Origin of the sequence: Pseudomonas sp. RIT778, assembly GCF_019718735.1 — a bacterium.
GTDB classification, from domain to species: domain Bacteria; phylum Pseudomonadota; class Gammaproteobacteria; order Pseudomonadales; family Pseudomonadaceae; genus Aquipseudomonas; species Aquipseudomonas aphyarum.
Genome location: NZ_JAIHBA010000034.1, coordinates 15,160 through 33,946, shown reverse-complemented (window position 1 = coordinate 33,946; position 18,787 = coordinate 15,160). Strand labels below are relative to the sequence as shown.

At 58.3% G+C, this 18,787-nt stretch carries 20 protein-coding genes and 1 tRNA gene; 14 read left to right on the top strand and 7 right to left on the bottom strand.

The features are described from left to right. Window positions 1-14 precede the first annotated feature (14 nt). The 3 genes from K5E37_RS22955 (at window position 15) to K5E37_RS22945 (ending at window position 3,228) form a co-directional block, all read left to right on the top strand. Window positions 15-602 (top strand): sigma-E factor negative regulatory protein, encoded by a 588-nt coding sequence (locus K5E37_RS22955; RefSeq protein WP_011332903.1) that lies wholly within the window; start codon window positions 15-17, stop codon window positions 600-602. 8 nt (window positions 603-610) lie between these two features. Further along, the gene (locus tag K5E37_RS22950) at window positions 611-1,573 is read left to right on the top strand and encodes a MucB/RseB C-terminal domain-containing protein (RefSeq protein WP_007958001.1); all 963 of its coding nucleotides are present in this window, start codon (window positions 611-613) and stop codon (window positions 1,571-1,573) included. Between the two features lie 206 nt (window positions 1,574-1,779). Next, window positions 1,780-3,228, top strand: a complete 1,449-nt coding sequence (locus K5E37_RS22945; RefSeq protein WP_221535249.1) for a DegQ family serine endoprotease — start codon at window positions 1,780-1,782, stop codon at window positions 3,226-3,228. 76 nt (window positions 3,229-3,304) lie between these two features. Here the strand turns inward: K5E37_RS22945 and K5E37_RS22940 are convergent, their stop codons facing one another. Continuing rightward, a complete protein-coding gene (locus K5E37_RS22940) occupies window positions 3,305-4,738 on the bottom strand; it encodes a M48 family metalloprotease (protein WP_007958006.1) in 1,434 nt (477 codons plus the stop codon). 97 nt (window positions 4,739-4,835) lie between these two features. Here K5E37_RS22940 and K5E37_RS22935 point away from each other — a divergent pair, with 97 nt between their 5' ends. Further along, window positions 4,836-5,075, top strand: a complete 240-nt coding sequence (locus K5E37_RS22935) for a sulfurtransferase TusA family protein (protein WP_007958011.1) — start codon at window positions 4,836-4,838, stop codon at window positions 5,073-5,075. Window positions 5,076-5,107: 32 nt separating this feature from the next. Then, complete coding sequence (locus K5E37_RS22930) at window positions 5,108-6,178, top strand: AI-2E family transporter (RefSeq protein ID WP_007958012.1); 1,071 nt, start codon at window positions 5,108-5,110, stop codon at window positions 6,176-6,178. Between the two features lie 123 nt (window positions 6,179-6,301). Here K5E37_RS22930 and K5E37_RS22925 read toward each other — a convergent pair whose 3' ends face one another. Both K5E37_RS22925 and K5E37_RS22920 read right to left on the bottom strand, forming a co-directional pair. Next, on the bottom strand, window positions 6,302-6,775 hold the full coding sequence (locus tag K5E37_RS22925) for a peroxiredoxin (protein WP_064594118.1): 474 nt from the start codon (window positions 6,773-6,775) through the stop codon (window positions 6,302-6,304). Window positions 6,776-6,785: 10 nt separating this feature from the next. After that, the gene (locus K5E37_RS22920) at window positions 6,786-7,346 is read right to left on the bottom strand and encodes a glycine cleavage system protein R (protein ID WP_007958014.1); all 561 of its coding nucleotides are present in this window, start codon (window positions 7,344-7,346) and stop codon (window positions 6,786-6,788) included. Window positions 7,347-7,659: 313 nt separating this feature from the next. Here K5E37_RS22920 and dapA point away from each other — a divergent pair, with 313 nt between their 5' ends. The 7 genes from dapA to K5E37_RS22885 all read left to right on the top strand — a co-directional run bounded on the left by dapA (window position 7,660) and on the right by K5E37_RS22885 (window position 12,703). Further along, the gene (gene dapA / locus K5E37_RS22915) at window positions 7,660-8,538 is read left to right on the top strand and encodes a 4-hydroxy-tetrahydrodipicolinate synthase (protein ID WP_007958015.1); all 879 of its coding nucleotides are present in this window, start codon (window positions 7,660-7,662) and stop codon (window positions 8,536-8,538) included. A 17-nt stretch (window positions 8,539-8,555) separates the two neighbouring features. After that, window positions 8,556-9,671 carry an outer membrane protein assembly factor BamC gene (gene bamC, locus K5E37_RS22910; RefSeq protein ID WP_011332910.1) on the top strand — a complete coding sequence of 372 codons (1,116 nt, stop codon included), beginning with the start codon at window positions 8,556-8,558 and terminating at the stop codon, window positions 9,669-9,671. Between the two features lie 4 nt (window positions 9,672-9,675). Continuing rightward, on the top strand, window positions 9,676-10,434 hold the full coding sequence (locus tag K5E37_RS22905; protein ID WP_007958017.1) for an MBL fold metallo-hydrolase: 759 nt from the start codon (window positions 9,676-9,678) through the stop codon (window positions 10,432-10,434). A 28-nt stretch (window positions 10,435-10,462) separates the two neighbouring features. Next, a complete protein-coding gene (purC, locus tag K5E37_RS22900; RefSeq protein ID WP_007958019.1) occupies window positions 10,463-11,176 on the top strand; it encodes a phosphoribosylaminoimidazolesuccinocarboxamide synthase in 714 nt (237 codons plus the stop codon). Window positions 11,177-11,259: 83 nt separating this feature from the next. Beyond that, window positions 11,260-11,349, top strand: a tRNA-Ser gene (locus tag K5E37_RS22895). 149 nt (window positions 11,350-11,498) lie between these two features. Continuing rightward, a complete protein-coding gene (locus K5E37_RS22890) occupies window positions 11,499-12,107 on the top strand; it encodes a hypothetical protein (protein WP_221535248.1) in 609 nt (202 codons plus the stop codon). A 20-nt stretch (window positions 12,108-12,127) separates the two neighbouring features. After that, complete coding sequence (locus tag K5E37_RS22885) at window positions 12,128-12,703, top strand: hypothetical protein (RefSeq protein ID WP_221535247.1); 576 nt, start codon at window positions 12,128-12,130, stop codon at window positions 12,701-12,703. Window positions 12,704-12,797: 94 nt separating this feature from the next. Here K5E37_RS22885 and K5E37_RS22880 read toward each other — a convergent pair whose 3' ends face one another. Then, window positions 12,798-13,694 carry a DUF2950 domain-containing protein gene (locus tag K5E37_RS22880; RefSeq protein WP_221535246.1) on the bottom strand — a complete coding sequence of 299 codons (897 nt, stop codon included), beginning with the start codon at window positions 13,692-13,694 and terminating at the stop codon, window positions 12,798-12,800. After that, window positions 13,691-15,091, bottom strand: coding sequence for a DUF3300 domain-containing protein (locus tag K5E37_RS22875; RefSeq protein WP_221535245.1), 1,401 nt, complete (start codon window positions 15,089-15,091; stop codon window positions 13,691-13,693). The genes K5E37_RS22880 and K5E37_RS22875 overlap by 4 nt, the downstream gene beginning before the upstream one ends. Window positions 15,092-15,348: 257 nt before the next feature. Here K5E37_RS22875 and ppk2 point away from each other — a divergent pair, with 257 nt between their 5' ends. Next, window positions 15,349-16,173, top strand: a complete 825-nt coding sequence (gene ppk2 / locus K5E37_RS22870; protein ID WP_039772662.1) for a polyphosphate kinase 2 — start codon at window positions 15,349-15,351, stop codon at window positions 16,171-16,173. A gap of 170 nt (window positions 16,174-16,343) precedes the next feature. Here the strand turns inward: ppk2 and K5E37_RS22865 are convergent, their stop codons facing one another. Beyond that, the gene (locus tag K5E37_RS22865; protein ID WP_085605572.1) at window positions 16,344-17,105 is read right to left on the bottom strand and encodes a hypothetical protein; all 762 of its coding nucleotides are present in this window, start codon (window positions 17,103-17,105) and stop codon (window positions 16,344-16,346) included. A 241-nt stretch (window positions 17,106-17,346) separates the two neighbouring features. Then, window positions 17,347-17,538, bottom strand: coding sequence for a DUF1508 domain-containing protein (locus tag K5E37_RS22860; protein ID WP_007958030.1), 192 nt, complete (start codon window positions 17,536-17,538; stop codon window positions 17,347-17,349). 277 nt (window positions 17,539-17,815) lie between these two features. On the opposite strand from K5E37_RS22860, the gene K5E37_RS22855 reads away from it, so the two are divergent. Continuing rightward, on the top strand, window positions 17,816-18,784 hold the full coding sequence (locus tag K5E37_RS22855) for a glycosyltransferase family 2 protein (protein ID WP_221535244.1): 969 nt from the start codon (window positions 17,816-17,818) through the stop codon (window positions 18,782-18,784). Window positions 18,785-18,787 lie beyond the last annotated feature (3 nt).

Below are 18,787 nucleotides of genomic sequence, written 5' to 3'. Positions count from 1 at the left end.
AAGAGAGGAACGCCATGAGTCGTGAAGCCCTGCAGGAATCGCTGTCCGCAGTGATGGATAACGAAGCGGACGAACTGGAATTGCGTCGAGTGCTCAACGCACTGGACGATGTTGAAACCCGTGAAACCTGGGCTCGTTATCAGATCGCTCGGGCAGCCATGCACAAGGATCTGTTGCTTCCACGTCTGGATCTTGCTGCGGCCGTTTCTGCTGCGCTGGAAGACGAAGCGACCCCTGCCAAAGTGTCCCGCGGCCCATGGCGCAGTCTCGGTCGTCTGGCCGTAGCTGCCTCGGTGACCGTTGCCGTACTGGCGGGTGTTCGCCTGTACAACCAGGACGAAATCGCCGGCGTCGAACTCGCTCAGCAATCCAATCAGCCAGTGCTGGCTACCCCTCAGGTCAAAGGCCCGGCGGTATTGGCAGGCTATAATGAGAGTTCGGAAGCTACTGGCCCAATGGCCAATGGCGTACTGCAAGGTCAGCCAGGCTGGCACGATCAGCGTCTGCCAGGTTACCTGCGTCAACATGCTCAACAGGCTGCCTTGAAAGGCACCGAGAGCGCGCTGCCATATGCACGTGCAGCAAGCCTGGAAAACCGTTAAGGGGGATCATGCGCGCCATACCTCTACTTTCGCTTCTGCTCAGCGGCTGGTTCATTGTCCCAGCCCACGCCGACGAGGCTCAGGACTGGTTGACCCGCCTGGGCCAGGCCGAGCAGCAGCAAAGCTTTCACGGCACATTCGTTTACGAGCGTAACGGTAGCTTTTCTACCCACAACATCTGGCATCGCGTCCAGAATGGCCAGGTCCGCGAGCGCTTGCTTCAGCTCGACGGTTCGGCTCAGGAAGTCGTGCGCATTGATGGGCATACTCAATGCGTCAGCGGCACCTTGATTGCGGGGCTGGGAGACTCTCCCAATTCCGCCGCTCGCCCTCTCGATCCTCAAAAGCTGAAGAACTGGTATGAGCTTGCCGTCATTGGTAAGTCGCGCGTGGCTGGGCGTGAAGCGGTGATCGTATCGCTGACGCCGCGGGATCAGCACCGCTACGGTTTCGAACTGCATCTGGATAAGGAAACGGGCCTGCCGCTCAAGTCGCTGCTGCTGAACGACAAGGGGCAGTTGCTTGAGAGATTCCAGTTTACGCGGCTGGATACCTCTGAAGTCCCATCCGATAAAGACCTTCAAGCCAACTCCGATTGCAAGACAGTCACCCTCGACAGCGACAAGGCGTCTGCGGTCAAGACCGCACAGGTCTGGCGTTCCGACTGGCTGCCTCCTGGCTTCGAGCTCACCAGCAGCTCCTCGCACAAGGATCCGGAAACCAAGACCCAGGTCAACAGCCTGATGTATGACGATGGTCTTGCCCGTTTCTCTGTCTTCCTGGAACCGCTGAACGGCGCAACCGTCACCGATACCCGGACTCAACTGGGCCCGACCGTTGCCGTATCCCGCCGTCTGACAACGCCTCAAGGCGAAATGATGGTGACGGTGGTTGGCGAGATTCCAATCGGGACCGCCGAACGGATTGCCCTGTCGATGCGCAATGATGGCGCTGCAACCAGCAAGCAGTGAGTTGATTCCAGCTATCTCCACTTCGTCGTCGAGACGTGAAATGTTTGCTGAGCATTTTCATTTGCAAAACACCCGAAAATTTTTTATAGGTCAGAGCCTCTCGGCTCTGGCCTTGTTTGTTGTTCCCGGAACAAAAATGCCGGCCTGTGGTTTCCGGTGTTCCTTGCTCCATATCGCTTAACCCTGCTCGTCGTAACGGGAGCTGTATGTCGATACCAAGCTTGAAGTCTTATCTCTCCATTTTCGCCACTGTGCTGGTGCTCGGTCAGGCTGTCCCTGCAGTCCAGGCGGCTGATGCAGCCAGTCCGGCCAACTTGCCGGATTTCACCCAGTTGGTCGAACAGGCCTCGCCTGCGGTGGTGAACATCAGTACCACGCAAAAGCTGCCGGATCGCAAAGTGAACCAGCAGATGCCTGACCTGGAAGGCTTGCCGCCGATGTTGCGCGAGTTCTTCGAACGCGGCATGCCGCCGCAACAGCGTTCTCCGCGTGGTGATCGCCAGCGTGAAGCGCAGTCGTTGGGTTCGGGCTTCATCATTTCGCCAGATGGCTACATCCTGACCAACAACCACGTGATCGCCGATGCCGATGAAATTCTCGTTCGTCTGGCTGATCGCAGTGAAATGAAGGCCAAGTTGATCGGCACCGACCCACGCTCCGACGTGGCGCTGCTGAAAATCGAAGGCAAGGATCTGCCAGTGCTGAAACTCGGCAAATCCCAGGATCTGAAAGCCGGTCAGTGGGTCGTGGCAATCGGTTCGCCATTCGGCTTTGACCACACCGTGACCCAAGGCATCGTCAGTGCCGTCGGCCGCAGCCTGCCGAACGAAAACTACGTGCCATTCATCCAGACCGACGTGCCGATCAACCCGGGTAACTCCGGTGGCCCGCTGTTCAACCTGAACGGTGAAGTGGTCGGGATCAACTCGCAGATCTACACCCGTTCCGGTGGCTTCATGGGTGTGTCGTTCGCCATTCCGATCGACGTGGCGATGGACGTTTCCAACCAGCTGAAAAGCGGCGGTAAAGTCAGCCGTGGCTGGCTGGGCGTCGTCATCCAGGAAGTGAACAAGGATCTGGCCGAGTCGTTCGGTCTGGACAAGCCGGCTGGTGCGCTGGTTGCACAGATTCAGGATGACGGCCCGGCTGCCAAGGGCGGCCTGCAAGTGGGTGACGTGATCCTGAGCATGAACGGTCAATCGATCGTCATGTCCGCTGACCTGCCACATCTGGTGGGTGCGTTGAAGGCTGGCGCCAAAGCCAATCTCGAAGTGATTCGCGACGGCAAGCGCAAGAATGTCGAGCTGACTGTCGGCGCCATTCCGGATGAAGACAAGGAGCTGGATGCCCTGCCGAAATCCGGTGCCGAGACCAACAGCAATCGTCTGGGTGTTTCGGTTGCCGAGCTGAGCGCCGAGCAGAAGAAAACCTACGACCTGAAGGGCGGTGTGGTGATCAAGGAAGTGCAGGATGGTCCTGCAGCCCTGATCGGTCTGCAGCCGGGCGACATCATCACCCACCTGAACAATCAGGCCATTGGTTCTTCGAAGGAGTTTGCCGAGATCGCCAAGGCGCTGCCGAAGAACCGTTCGGTGTCGATGCGCGTTCTGCGTCAGGGCCGTGCCAGCTTCATCACCTTCAAACTGGCTGAATGATCCAGTTATCCAGGAAGTAAAAAAACCGCCTCGAAAGAGGCGGTTTTTTTGTGTCCGGAATTTGTCTCGGCGCGGGCTAACCCATCATGTCCTTGACCATGCGCTCTTGCTCCATCAGCTCGCGTTGGCGAGCGTCGATACGAGAGGATAACGGGAAGTTGCTGCCAGCCTTGCGTTTGGCGAAGTCCAGTTGCTGGATCGCCTGGCGGTAATCGCCGACCAGCGCGAAATATTCGGCACGGGCTTGATGCAGGCCGATGATGTTGCCGGACAGTCCGCGAGTTTCTGCGACCTGATACCAGACATCCGGATCGTCCGGACGCGATTTCAACAAGCCTTCCAGCGCCTTCTCTGCATCGGCGGTGCGGTTCTGCTTCAGCAACAGATCGACGCGCACCTGATTCAGCGGGTAGTTGCCTGGGTACTGACTGAGCATCCGGTCAACCCGGGACTGGGCATCAGCCAGCTTATTGTTGGTGATGTCCAGATCGACCTGCGCCAGGTTGTAAATGATCTCGTTCGGCGATTTGGCCAGCAGTTGCGTGAGATTCTCCCGTGCTTCATTCAACTGACCGCCCTTGATCTGAGCGATCGCCAGACCGTAACGGGCCACGTCGTTTTTCGGGTTCTCATCCAGTTGCGCGCGGAAACGCTTGGCGCCAAGGCCCGGCGTTTCTTCATAGGTCAACTGCACCCGCGCGCGGATCAGTTGATAGCGCTTGCTGTCTTCAATGCCACCGGGTTTAGCCTGTTCAGCGCGGTTACGGGTGTCGGCGATACGCGATTCGGTGACCGGGTGAGTCAGCAGGAATTCCGGCGGCTTGGCGTCGAAACGATACTGGCGCATCAAACGCTCGAACATGGTCGGCATCGAGCGCGGATCGTAGCCTGCCTTCTCCAGGTTGAGGATGCCGATGCGATCGGCCTCCTGCTCGTTCTGACGCGAGAAGCGCCGTTGCTCCTGGATGGCCGCCGCTTGGGTGCCGGCAATCGCCGCGATGCCAGCGTCGCCCGCGCCGGCAGCAGCGATTACGATACCGGCCAGCAGCGCCGCCATCATCGGCACCTGCATCCGCTGCGAGGCCTCGACGCCACGGGCGAAGTGGCGTTGGGACAAGTGAGCCAGTTCGTGAGCCAGTACCGAGGCATATTCGCCCTCGGTCTGCGCATTGAGGAACAGACCGCCGTTGACCCCGACAATCCCGCCCGGGGCCGCGAAGGCGTTGAGCTGCGGACTGTTGATCAGGATGAATTCAAGACGTCGGTCATTGACCTGGCTGGTTTCCACCAGCTTATAGACGCTGGACTCGACGTAGTCCTTGAGCTGTGGATCGTTGAGCTGCGAAACCTGGCTGCGCAGCAACGCCAGCCAGGCGCGACCCAATTGATATTCCTGTTGTGGCGAGACGATGGCAGAGCTGGCGTCACCGAGTGACGGCAGGTCGTCGGCGAAGCCCGGTGAGGCGAGCAGGCAAGCGAGCGTCAGCAGGGTAGGGCGCAGAAATGTCATGCACAAAGCCTTAGTCGACAAAGACCTTACTGTAGCCGGACACCGGGCTTGCGACCAGATATTCTAGGCAGCCTGACCACCTGAACCGGAGTGACGCATGACCGACGCTGTAGCCCATGACTGTGAACTGGACGCCAGTGGCCTGAATTGTCCGTTGCCGTTGCTCAAGGCCAAGATGGAGCTGAACAAGCTGCCCAGTGGCGCGGTACTCAAGGTGATTGCCACGGATGCCGGCTCGCAACGCGACTTTCGCACCTTTGCCAAGTTGGCCGGTCATACGCTGCTGCGTGAAGAAGACGAGGCGGGTGTCTACCGTTACTGGCTGAAAAAAGCCTGAAACCGACCGCGTAAATGACCTAAGGAAAATTGATGTTCAAAGTGTTGCGCGACTGGATTCAGCGCTACTTCTCCGATGAGGAAGCGGTGGTGCTGGCGGTTTTGCTGTTTCTCGCCTTCACCGCGGTGCTGACGCTGGGCGGAATGCTCGCGCCGGTGTTGGCCGGGATGGTGCTGGCGTACCTGATGCAGGGGCTGGTGGTCACGCTCGAACGTCTGCGCGTGCCCGGTGGGGCGGCGGTCGGTCTGGTGTTTGCGCTGTTCATGGGCGTGCTGATGGTGTTCATCGTCGTGGTGCTGCCGTTGCTCTGGCATCAGTTGATCACCCTGTTCAACGAATTGCCGGGGATGCTCGCCAAGTGGCAATCGCTGCTGTTGTTGCTGCCCGAGCGCTATCCGCACCTGGTCTCCGACGAGCAGGTGCTGCAAGCGATCGAAGCAGCGCGGGGCGAGATCGGCAAGTTCGGCCAGTGGGCGCTGACGTTCTCGTTGTCGAGCCTGCCGCTGCTGGTGAACATCATGATCTACCTGGTACTGGTGCCGATCCTGGTGTTCTTCTTCCTCAAGGATCGGGCAATGATCGGCGAGTGGGTGCGCGGCTATTTGCCGCGTGAGCGCGCGCTCATCACTCGAGTCGCCGAGGAAATGAACCGGCAGATCGCCAACTACATTCGCGGCAAGGTCATCGAGATCGTGATCTGTGGTGGCGTGACTTACATCGCATTTGTCGCGCTGGGACTGAACTACGCGGCGCTGCTGGCCCTGTTGGTCGGCGTGTCGGTGGTGGTGCCGTATGTCGGAGCGGTGGTGGTGACCGTGCCGGTATTGCTGATTGCGCTGTTCCAGTGGGGCTGGAGCGATCAGTTCATCTATCTGATGGCGGTCTACGGAATCATTCAGACTTTGGACGGCAACGTGCTGGTGCCGTTGCTGTTTTCCGAAGCGGTCAATCTGCACCCGGTGGCAATCATCTGCGCGGTGCTGTTGTTCGGCGGGTTGTGGGGGTTCTGGGGAGTGTTCTTCGCGATTCCGCTGGCGACACTGTTCAAGGCTGTGCTCGATGCGTGGCCACGCAAGGAGCCGGTGGTGGCGCCACTGCTCTAGAAACCGGATTATTTGTTGGCTCTTATGGCCCCTTCGCGAGCAAGCCCGCTCCCACATTAGACCTCGGTCAACTGTGGGAGCGGGCTTGCTCGCGAAGGCGTCAGTGAGATCGACGCAGAAATATCAGGCCTTGTTCAGCGCCTGAGCAGCAGCCAGCACTGCATCGACATGTCCTGGCACTTTCACGCCGCGCCATTCCTGACGCAATACACCGTTCTTGTCGATCAGGAACGTGCTGCGATCAACGCCCAGGTATTCCTTGCCGTAGAGCTTTTTCAGCTTGATCACGTCGAACAGCTGGCAGACGGCTTCGTCCTTGTCGCTGATCAGCTCGAACGGAAACTCCTGCTTGCACTTGAAGTTCTCGTGGGACTTCAGGCTGTCGCGGGAGATGCCGAAGATTTCCGTGTTGGCAGCCTTGAATGCTGCGTATTGATCGCGAAAGCCCTGGCCTTCGGTCGTGCAGCCCGGGGTGCTGTCCTTCGGGTAGAAGTAGATCACCACTTGCTTGCCCTTGAGGGCCGACAGGCTGACAGTCTGCCCGCTGGTGGCAGGTGCTTCGAAATCCGTAACCGGTTGGTCGATGACAACGGCCATGAAAGCTTCCTTACATTGGGTTCTGTGGGCGCCAGGGTTCGATCAGTGCATCCAGGTTCATGGCGTCGGCGAAATCCAGGAACTGGTCGCGCAGCCAACTGATCTGGGTGCCGGCGGGCAGGGTCACGGTAAACGTGGCGTTGAGCATGGTGCCGCCGGTCTGCGGTGCCTGATACGTATCGCACGTCAGGTTTTCCAGCTCGACATTGTGATCCATGAAGAACTGGCACAGCTCGTTGATGATGTCCGGGCGGTACGCCGAAGACACGTAAGCCACATACGGCAGGGCTTGCGGGCGATTTTCCAGGGCGGCGCTGCGCACCACGTTGACGGTGAACGCATGACGCTTGGCCAGCACCGGCAAGCTGCCTTCCAGGCGAGCCAGGGCGTCCCAGCTGCCGGAGACTTCGAGCACCAGCGCGCTGCACTCGCCGTGGCGAGTCAGGCGCGAAGTGACGACCGCACAGCGGTTTTCATGGCTGGCGCGGCACAGGACGTTGGTCAGCTCCATGGGATTGGCGCCGAGGGCACTGATGACAAGGAATTGTTCGCGAACTGTGGGGGTGGACATGCAGCATTCCTAAAGCGATGAGCGGTCGGTAGGGAGAGGGCGTTGATTGCCGGGGCAATGACTGTCCGGAAGGCCCGATTCGTGTGGCGCTACGGCTCCATCAACAAGGAAGCGTACGGCAACGACACTGGAACGGGGCCCGGGAGGCCGAAACGGGAGACTGGAACCCGGCGTACAAGCTGATCAGTACCGATCAAAGTCTGAAGGGTAGCGAAAAGCGGCGCCAAGGGGAATGGCGGCACAGTACTTCGCTTGTGCAAGCATCTTGGCGCCAGTACCATTACCGCTCTCTTTTTCCGGCAGGAGCGGTTTCATGATTGCGGGCAGTATGGTGGCACTGGTCACACCCATGGATGCACAAGGGCGTCTTGACTGGGACAGCCTCAGCAAACTCGTGGACTTCCATCTCAAGAACGGCACCCATGCCATTGTCGCGGTCGGCACCACCGGCGAGTCGGCAACCCTTGATGTTGAAGAACACATCGCCGTCATCAAAGCCGTGGTCAAACAGGTTGCCGGTCGCATTCCGGTGATCGCCGGTACCGGCGCCAACTCGACCCGCGAAGCGGTCGAGCTGACCCGCAATGCCAAGGAAGCCGGCGCCGATGCCTGCCTGCTGGTAGTCCCGTACTACAACAAGCCGACCCAGGAAGGCCTGTACCAGCACTTCAAGCACATCGCCGAAGCGGTCGACATCCCACAGATTCTCTACAACGTTCCCGGCCGCACCTCCTGCGACATGCAGGCCGAGACCGTGATCCGCCTGTCCACCGTGCCGAACATCATCGGCATCAAGGAAGCGACCGGCGACCTGAAGCGCGCCAAGGCGATCATCGACGGCGTGAGCAAGGACTTCATCGTGCTGTCCGGCGATGATCCGACCGCCGTCGAGCTGATCCTGCTGGGCGGCAAGGGCAACATCTCCGTCACCGCCAACGTCGCGCCACGCGAAATGGCCGACCTGTGCGAGGCCGCGCTCAAGGGCGACGCCGAGACCGCACGGGCCATCAACGAAAAACTGATGCCGCTGCACAAGGACCTGTTCATCGAAGCCAACCCGATTCCGGTGAAGTGGGCTTTGGTCGAAATGGGCCTGATGCACCAAGGCATCCGCCTGCCGCTGACCTGGCTGAGCGCTCCTTGTCATGAAACGCTGCGCTCGGCCCTGCGCCAGTGCAACGTCCTGGTTTAATTGAGGAAGTACAACGCATGAAGCGAATGGCCGGACTTTCCGCACTTGCCTTGATTATCTCCAGCACCAGTGGCTGCGGATGGATCTGGGGCCCGGAAGGTTATTTCCGTGACCGTGGTAGCGATTACCTGGAAGCGCAACAGACTGCACCGATGCAACTGCCACCGGACGTCAGCACCTCCAAGCGCCTGGATCCGCTGCTGCCGATCCCGCGCAACGTGGCCGACGACACCGCCAAGGGTGAATACATCGTTCCGCGTCCTCAACCGCTGTCGACCGTTGCCGATGCCAGCGATTACTCGCTGCAGAAGAGCGGTGATTCGCGTTGGGTCATGGCCCAGCACCCACCGGCCGAAGTCTGGCCAGTGGCGGTGCAGTACTTCCAGGACAACGGTTTCCGTCTGGATGAACAGCGCCCGCAAACCGGCGAATTCACCACCACCTGGCAGCATTCCGACGAACTGTCCGCCGCGATGGCCAAGCGCCTGAGCGCCGCCGGCGTCAGCACCGACAGCGAAACCCGCGTGCGGGTGCGCATCGAGCCGGGCGTGCAGCGCAACACCAGTGAAGTCTATGTGGTCAGCGCCGAGCGTCCTGCCGGCAGCACCGCCAATGTCGATTTCACCAACCGTTCGGTCAACACTGGCCTGGACGCTGCGCTGGTCGACGACATGCTCGCAAGCATGAGCCGCACCTCCGAGAAGGGTGGTTCGGTATCGATGCTGGCTTCGCGTGATTTCGATACCCCGAGCCGTGTCAGCCTGAGCGAAGACGGCAGCGGCAACCCGGTACTGAACGTCGGTACGGACCTGGATCGTGCCTGGTCGAGCGTCGGTCGTGCGCTGGAACAGGGCGAATGGCGCGTTGAAGACATCAACCGCAGCCTGGGCCTCTACTACATCAACTTGTCCGAGAAGGCCGAGAAGAAAGACGAGAAGCCTGGTTTCTTCAGCAGCCTGTTCGGCAGCGCGCCGACCAAGGAAGAAGTTGAAGCCCGCGCCGAGCGCTATCAGGTTCGCCTGAGCAAGGTCGGCGAGAACGTGCAAGTCACCGTCGAGAAAAACATCAACACCGTTGCGCCGGCCGATGTGGCCCGCAAAGTGTTGAGCGTGATTCAGGACAACCTGGGCTGATCCAATGCGTTTTGCCGTTCTCGGCAGCGGTAGCCAAGGGAACGGCACGCTGATCGCCAGTGCTGATACGTATGTGCTGGTGGATTGTGGTTTTTCCCTGCGGGAAACCGAAAAACGCCTGTTGCGCCTGGGTGTGAACCCGGCGCAACTGAGCGCGATACTCGTAACCCACGAACATGCCGACCACGTGCATGGCGTGGGTTTGCTGTCTCGGCGCTACAATCTGCCTGTCTACCTCAGTCGCGGCACACTGCGCGGGATGCGCAAACCGATTGAACCTGCCGGTTTCGTGACCGGTGGCGAGCAGTTGCAGATCGGTGCTCTGAACATCGGGGTCATTGCCGTGGCCCATGATGCGCAGGAACCGACCCAGTACGTGTTCAGTGACGGTGAGCGGCGCTTCGGCCTGCTGACTGACCTGGGCTCTTACTGCGAGCGGGTGCTGGACGGCTATCGGGACCTCGATGCGTTGATGATCGAGTCAAACCATTGTCGCGACATGCTGGCCCGTGGTCATTACCCGTACTTTCTCAAGCAGCGGGTGGGCGGCGAGCTGGGACATTTGAACAACCATCAGGCGGCATTCCTGGTGGCCGAGTTGGGCTGGCAAGGCCTGCAACACCTGGTCCTGGCCCATCTGAGCAGCAAGAACAACCTGCCGCAGCTGGCCCGGCAATGTTTTGTCGACACCCTCGGGTGCGACCCGGACTGGCTGCAACTGGCCGATCAAGATTCAGGGCTCGACTGGCGCCACATCGCCTAGCCCATCTACTTAGCAAGCGGAGCCCATCATGGAAAAACGTGAAGAACTCTACCGCGGCAAAGCCAAATCGGTTTACAAGACCGACGACGCTGACCGCTTGATCCTGCTGTTTCGCAACGACACTTCGGCGTTCGACGGCAAGCGCATCGAGCAGCTCGACCGCAAAGGAATGGTGAACAACAAGTTCAACGCCTTCATCATGCAGAAACTCGAAGCGGCCGGCATTCCGACCCAATTCGACAAACTGCTGGCCGACAACGAAGTGCTGGTGAAAAAACTCGACATGATCCCGGTCGAGTGCGTCGTGCGTAACTACGCCGCCGGCAGCCTGGTCAAGCGTCTGGGCGTCGAGGAGGGCATGAAGCTCAACCCGTACACCTTCGAACTGTTCCTGAAGGATGACGCCAAGGGCGACCCTTTCATCAACGAATCCCACGTCGTGGCATTCGGTTGGGGCACCGCCGAGCAACTGGCGCGCATGAAAGAACTGTCGCTCAAGGTCAACGAAGTCCTGAGCAAACTGTTCGACGACGCCGGCCTGCTGCTGGTGGACTTCAAGCTTGAATTCGGCGTGTTCAGCGACGGCTCCATCGTCCTGGGCGACGAGTTCAGCCCGGACGGCTGCCGTCTGTGGGACAAGGACACCAAGAAGAAGATGGACAAGGACCGCTTCCGCCAGGGCCTCGGTGACGTCATCGAAGCCTACGAAGAAGTCGCCAACCGTCTGGGCGTACCGCTTTAATCGACGCAAGCATCTGATAGCACGGAGAAATTTTCGAAAGAGGGTTTGCTTTCGGTAAAAGTGTTGTTATGATGCGCGCCGTTGGAGAGATGCCAGAGTGGCCGAATGGGACGGATTCGAAATCCGTTGTACCTTCACCGGTACCTAGGGTTCGAATCCCTATCTCTCCGCCATTATTGAACAAGACAAAGCCCCTGAAATGGTTGAACATTTCAGGGGCTTTTTCGTTTCTTAGATTTGTCCTAATACAATCAGCGCTAGCGTTCAATAGATTTGCTGACGTAATACGCGATTACCTTACAATCATTCAAAGGATCTGATGATGCGGCTTACTGTATTTGCTATCGCCCCGGTGTTGATATTTTTTGCTGCTACTGTCAGTCAGGCGTCTTCACCCGGAGAGGGAAGCGCAGGTGTGATTCGCTCAGCCGAAGCCCTAACGTATAGACAGCTTCTAGCTCAAGGAGCCGAGTCGATGAGGTATCCGGAGAGCTGCTGCTCGCTCCTTTACAGTCCAGGTACTCCCAAAAGCGAATACCACTTTGAATTGAGTGCTGCGTACTTCGTTCGCGTAGAAGTTGATGCTAAGAAGTTCGCCCCCATCCTGTTTCGTATGTCCTGCCAGAATCGAGGTTTTTTCAACCCGACGACGGAGTGTTCCTCCGACGAGCTGAAAAATAAAGTCGAGGGTGCGCTCAAGGTGAATTACTCACCGTCGCTATATGGTAAGTACAGGGCGAAATGGGTGGCGAAGCAGAATGGACAGATGCTACCAGAGACTACCAAATGGATTGGTCAGGATATCTACAGCTTCAAGCGCGAGAACGGAATAGATACGATAGTGATCGGACCGATAAAAGGGCTTCCGACGTCAATCGGGCTTATGGGATTTGATGAGTTCGTTGTAACCCCGCTTGGCAGAGATCAGTAAGGTAGATAAGGATTCTGATTATGGCGACCGCGAGTCAGCAGACCCCTCCTCCAGAAGCGGTCAGAACATTTCAGATTAAAACCATCCGGCATGTCTTAGGAAAGCTTGAATGGGAGATTGAGCAGCTTCAAAATTCCCAATTCTCGCGAGATGCGAGAGCTGTCGATATCTCCAGCTACTTGGCCATCAATGCAGCAGTTACTGCTTTTCACGCGTGTGAATGGATATGGCATCTCGGCACCCAGAAGCAACGGGATACATTGATGCAAGCGGCACCAGCGACCTCAAAAGCTAAGGGAAAAGCTCGGTTTCAAGTAGGCCTGAAACAAAAGTGCCCTGAGTTTGGGGTTTGCAGGGAAATAGCAAATTCGTTCAAACACCTTACTGATGATGACTTCACTGATAAGACTGTGATGACGGATGTTCCATTGTTCGAGATGTCGATACCTGCTACGGCAGGGACGGCGAGGGCAGGCGATCCTCTTGTTCAATATGGAAAAATTTTGATGGTGCGCTGCCACGGTGTGATTACGCCCGTAGCGCATGTGCTAACTAAAGCGCATGCATTTCTTGAGGAGTTTTTAGCTAAGCCCTAAATCAACATTGCATAGTGCAAGTACAGAGAAGCCCCTGTAGCTGAGAAGCTACGGGGCTTTTTCGTTTCCAATCCGGCGGATTTCGATCCCCCAACTACTTCTGCCCCAAATCCACCACTTCCCAACTATCATCCGGATCAAACCGCTTCATCGCCTTCGCCACTTTCTCCCCATCCGGCCCGAGATCCTTCTGAAACACCTGGCCCTCATGGCTGATCATGAAGCTCATCACCCCGGTGTCGTCATATTTTGCTGGCCACGCGATCAAGGCGAACCCGCGACTCATTTTGTCTCCAATCAGATAGCTGTAAGCGCCGCCCGGTGCTGACGGGCCTTGGGCGTCGAGGATGCGGAAGTGGTAGCCGTGCCAGTCTTCGTCGTTGATGGCCTGGCCGAAGGCGGGGCCGAGGGGGCTGATCTGGTTGGTGTCGTCTTCTGGCCAATAGAGCCCGTCGTGTTTCCCGGGGGAGCTGAAGATTTTCTGTGCGTATTCGAGGGCGCCGTCGCCGTCGCGGTCTTCCGAGGCGTAGTCCATTTGGGCGTCGTGGTAGGCCAGCGCCGATTGCACTGCCGCCAGTTCGTTGCGACCGATGCGGCGGGCGCGAATTTCGACCTGGGCGGCTTTCATGTCGAAGCGCCAACCGGTTTTGTCTTTGATGAGCGGGATGGGCAGCGTCCAATGATCGGGTCCTACGGAGAGCACGGCCTTGCTGTCGCCGGTCTTTTCCAGGGTGTGCTGTTCGCGGTATTGCTGCAGGAAGGCATCGACATCGCTGCGTTGCACGCCTTCACGGGGAATGAAGCTGTGCCATTCCTCGCCCAGCAGTTCGGTCAGGCGTTTTTGGTCGGCGTGTTGCGTACCGAGGGCTTCGACGAAGGCATCAGCGGCTTTTTCCGGGGTTGGAAATACTTGCTGGGCCGAGGCGAAGCTCGACAATGCGAGGCCGGCCGTGAGGGCTAGACAGCCTTTGACAAGAGAATGAATGTTCATCGACGGCCACCTCCTCTCTGACGCATGCCCCCGCCGGATGGCCGGCTGATCTGATGTCCGGCGGCGCGTGAGGTGTTGGGACGTTGCGCGGAAATCTGGCTGGCCCGGCCGCGATCAGCCTGGACGCGGGTCTGTGACGGAGAGCGCGCGCCGGCAAAGGCGTTGTTTCGCGCACTGCCCGCGGCGGGTCGGGCCTGCGACGCACGGTTGTCACGTTGATTGGCGCCCGGCTGGCGTGCCTCCCGGGTGTTGGCTTGAGCGCGGTCGGCGGCTCTGGGTCTGTCCGCGCCGCCTTGCATGCGATTGCCGACATTGGCGGATTGCGCTTCGCGGACTTGATTGCGGGCTTCCCGATTGCTGGTGGCGGGGCGTTCGAAACCGGCCCTGTCCATCGAACTGCGTGCCCGTTCCCGGGCCTGCGCGCGCTGCGCGTTGTCCCCGCGATAGGCGTCACGCTGAGCCGCACCGTCCAGCTGCCGGCCATACTGCGCGCGGCTGCGGTTGTCACGATAGGGCACGCCATCGCGATGCACGGTGTTGTGCTGCCATTTGTTCTGGTTGTTGGTGATCCGGTTGTTGGCGTTGATGTTGTTGTAACGGTTCACATCGATGTCGATGTCGTTATTACCCCAGTCGCAGTTACCCCACAACGACGCAACGACCGCCACGCCCGTACCGAAGGCCAGCCCGGCCACCAGTGCCTGACCCGGATAGTAAGCGGGTGGCGGCGGGTAATACACCGGCGGCGAGGCCGGATAAGGCCAGGTGCCGTAAGTGGTGGTCGGGTTATAGGTCGGGACGTAGACCACCTGCGGATCGGCGGGCTGAATGATGATGGTCGTGTTGTCGGCCGGCTTGGTTGTCCCGGCAGAGATGGGCGGCGTTACGTTTTGCACCGTCACATTCTGATATTGATTGCTCTGCAGATTGCCCGCCGTCTGGGCCTGACGCCGCAAGCGCTGAACGCCGGCCATGAGTTCGTCAGGCTGAGCCAGAAAGGCATCCCCCAGACGTTGCACCCAGACCGGATCCTGCCCCAGTGTCGCCAAAACCTGCGGAAACGCCACCAACGCCTGCACACTCGGATCCCACGTCTGGCTGGCCACTTGCTTGACTGCGTCATCGCCCTTGGCGTCCGGATGCGCCTTGGACCAGGCCGCGGCTTCGGCGACTTCTCCCGGATAAGTGGCGGCCATCAGCACTTGTGCGAGCAGGGGATCGGGATACAGGGCAATCGACGCGAGCATCTGGTCGAGCTGCTCCGTGGTAAACACGGCATCTTTGGCCGGAGCGGTGGCCGCCGCCGGGGCTGCAGGCGCATCGGCGGCCTGCAACAAGAGCGGTGCAGCGCTCAAGGCGAGCATGAGCGACGCGGCACGCAAGAGCGAACTGTGCATGACCTCTTCCCCACATCCAGATGGCAGGTTTGCAACACGCGAGGCATCAACGGCCGACATTGGACGCTACGCCGTGATGGAGAATGGTTGGCGATTGGCGATCCGTCAAAAACTGCACAGGTTTTTTCGCAATAAGCACGTTGCCTGAGCGTTACCGCCCGTTTGCTTGCGTTTTGCGATAAATGACTAAACTTTCCGGTTCCAGGTCATGCAGTGCCAACGAGCCTGGCTGTCGCTCCAACCCGAGAGGTCTGGTCATGGCAAAGGGAAAGAAGAAAGACTCGCCCAGAGAAAAACCTGACGAACATACAAAACTGTCAAACAAGGACTACCTTGCCGAGCTGCGCCGTTTGCATATCGAACTGGTGAAAATGCAGGAATGGGTGAAGGCCGAAGGCATCAAGATCTGCATCATCTTCGAAGGCCGTGACGGTGCGGGCAAGGGCGGCACCATCAAGGCGCTCACCGAACGGGTCAGCCCGCGAGTCTTTCGCGTCATCGCGTTGCCGGCCCCGACCGATCGCGAGAAGAGCCAGATGTACATGCAGCGCTATCTGCCCCATTTGCCGGCGGCCGGCGAAGTGGTGATCTTCGATCGCAGTTGGTACAACCGCGCCGGCGTCGAGCGGGTGATGGGTTTTTGCACGGACAAACAGGTCGACAAGTTTCTCAAGACCGTGCCGCTTGTGGAGCGCGCAGTCGTCGGTTCGGGAGTGATCCTGCTCAAGTACTGGCTGAATGTCAGCCAGGAAGAACAGACCCGGCGCCTGGAGGCGCGCATTGTCGACGGGCGCAAGATCTGGAAACTGTCGCCGATGGATCTCAAGTCCTACAGTCGCTGGTATGACTACTCCCGGGCACGGGACGACATGATCGAAGCGACCGACACCGATTACGCACCGTGGCTTGTGGCCAACTCGAACGACAAGCGTCGGGCGCGGCTCAATATCATCTCTGACCTGCTCAGTCGCATCCCCTATAAAGAGGTGCCGCGAGAGAAGGTGACATTGCCCAAGCGGCAGAAACCTGGGGGGTACAAGGAGTCGGATTATCCGTTCCGGCATATACCTGAGAGATTCTGAGGGGGTACTAGCTCACGCCATTTCCGCTGGCAGTTAAAAGCCTCGTCGTTGAAAAACTACGAGGCTTTTACGTAAATCGGTGCAGGTATCTGGAAAGTTGTTTTAGGCAAAAGAGATAGGGTGGGGGCGAAATCTCGTTTGGTATCGTTTTGGAGCGACGTCAGGCCAGGCTAGCGCATGTCAACTTCACTGAACTTCAGTGTGAGGGATTCATCATTCGAATCATTGAAGACGAGCTTGATAGCAGGTGTTTTGTTCAGCTTGCTATTGCTCTGCTGGAAAATCAGCGTGACCCGAGTAGGGACATTGCGGATTAACTGAAATCTCAGCCAGTAGCGATCTTCCACCTGACCAACCCGAATCGATTCAAACTTTAGTGGGCCTCCTGATTCGTCGAACAGGCGCGTGCTGTCATCAAAGCGGAAGCTGCGGTCCACATTCAAGTTCGTCAAATCGAAGGTGCATGTGGGCAATCTGCCGATATTTTCGCAACCAACAAGCTCAAAACGAACATTGTCCAAAACTTCCATGCGCTTGCCGAGCAGGTTGCTACCTTCGTTCTCTACGATTTTTGCCTGTAGTTTTGCAAACTCGAATGAGGGTTTTGCGTACTCGGTTCCCAAGATGAAGAACCCAAATGACACGCCGGAAATTATGACGAACTGCAAGCAGCCTCTCAGCAGCGGTGTGTAGTTGCGAATTTGCCATCCAATGGAAACTGCACCCAAGAACATGAAGGTGCTGACAAGCAATACCACGTTCTTCCAGCTGATGAAGCTGAACCCGAATACGCTTGGATCTGGCACTACGTAGGTAATCAGTGCCCACATGGCACCTAACAAAACACCGAGCCCGGCCATGCCTCGCGTGATCAGAGATGTGAGCTTCTGGGTACGAGAGAGAGGAACCGGTAAATCCTGATGGGAGAGCAAAGTTACGAACTCCTTGTTTCGTAGCCTGATCATGTGTCCGTGATGGTGAATGTCGGGCCGATTGGAGAAGAATCCCTCGTATCAGGGAATCATGGATTGTGGCAGCTTGCCATTATCCATCTGCAGTGATCCGGGTAAAGCCTGATTCCGCTTGAATTGATCGTAACCGGGATCAACTGATTGCTTTGCGGACGGGCATTTCAATTGAATGCTGCCTATGGGCATAGGCAGCATTTTTACCTCAGATCTCCTTGACCGGGGTCTCTCCCTGCACACCTTTGATCAGCTCGATCACATGCAGACAATCCGCCTTGTTCACATACGATTCGCCACTGGCGACCGTCTCGTGATTCCCCGCCCTTAATCTCCAGCGCCATTGGCCCTTGCCGGTGCTCGGGGTGCCTTTGGATTGCCTGTAAATCTCGAAATACATTCAGTTCGCTCCATGCGATTTATGTGCGACAACCTGTGTGACGCCTCGACGCAAGCCTAGCGGAGCGCGGATTTTTGGCTATCGGGGATTTGTTTCCAATCGTTCGTGGATGTTTCTGAAAGGCGCGGGCCAGAGCGCAGGAATCGGCCTTTGGATTGGCCGGAACGCCGTCGTTTCACCCTTGCATGACATTTCGGGCTGCTGCTTAATACGGTGCGGCTCATGGCGTCGAACAGCGTTCGGCGACCGACAATCACTATAAAAAAAGAGCAGTCCATTGACCCATCCGAATGGAACGCAGCACGCGGGCCCGGTGAAGTTGTCGCTGGTGGTTCCCGTGTTCAACGAAGAGGACAGCCTCGACGGTTTTCTCCTGCGCATTCGTCAGGTGTTCGAGGGTGATTCCCGGATCAGCCTCGAACTGGTGTTCGTCAACGACGGCAGTTCCGATACGACGCTGGAACGTCTCCTGAACTGCCAGCAGAGCGACTCAAGCATCCGCATCGTTGATCTGAGCCGCAATTTCGGCAAGGAAGCGGCGCTGTCCGCCGGTTTGCAGATCGCCACCGGGCAGATCGTGGTGCCGATCGACGTTGATCTGCAGGATCCGCCCGAGGTCATTCTGCAAATGATCGAGCGCTGGCGCGAAGGTTTTGAAGTGGTGCTTGGCCACCGCATCAGCCGGCGCAGCGACTCCTGGGCCAAGCAGACTTCCGCCAGCTGGTTCTATCGCCTGCACAACAGAATTGCCGAACAGTCATTGCCGGAAAACGTCGGTGATTTCCGGCTGATGGATCGCTGCGTGGTCGACGCGCTGCTGACGCTGCCCGAATCCCGACGCTTCATGAAAGGCCTGTTCGCCTGGGTCGGATTTCGCACCACGCAAGTCGAATACGAGCGCCCGGAGCGGGCAGCGGGGCAGACTAAATTCAATGGCTGGCGACTGTGGAATTTTGCGCTGGAAGGCATCACCAGTTTCAGCACTGAACCGCTACGGATCTGGACGTATCTGGGGGCGATGGTGTCGCTGGTGTCGTTTGCCTTTGCCATGTTCATCGTGGTGCGCACGCTGCTGTACGGTGTCGATCTGCCCGGTTATGCGTCGCTGATGGTGGCCGTGACATTCCTCGGTGGCCTGCAACTGATCGGCATTGGCGTACTCGGTGAATACCTGGGGCGCACTTACATTGAAGCCAAGCGCCGACCGGTCTTTCTGGTGCGCCGCGTTTACGATCCCAAGGACTGACCG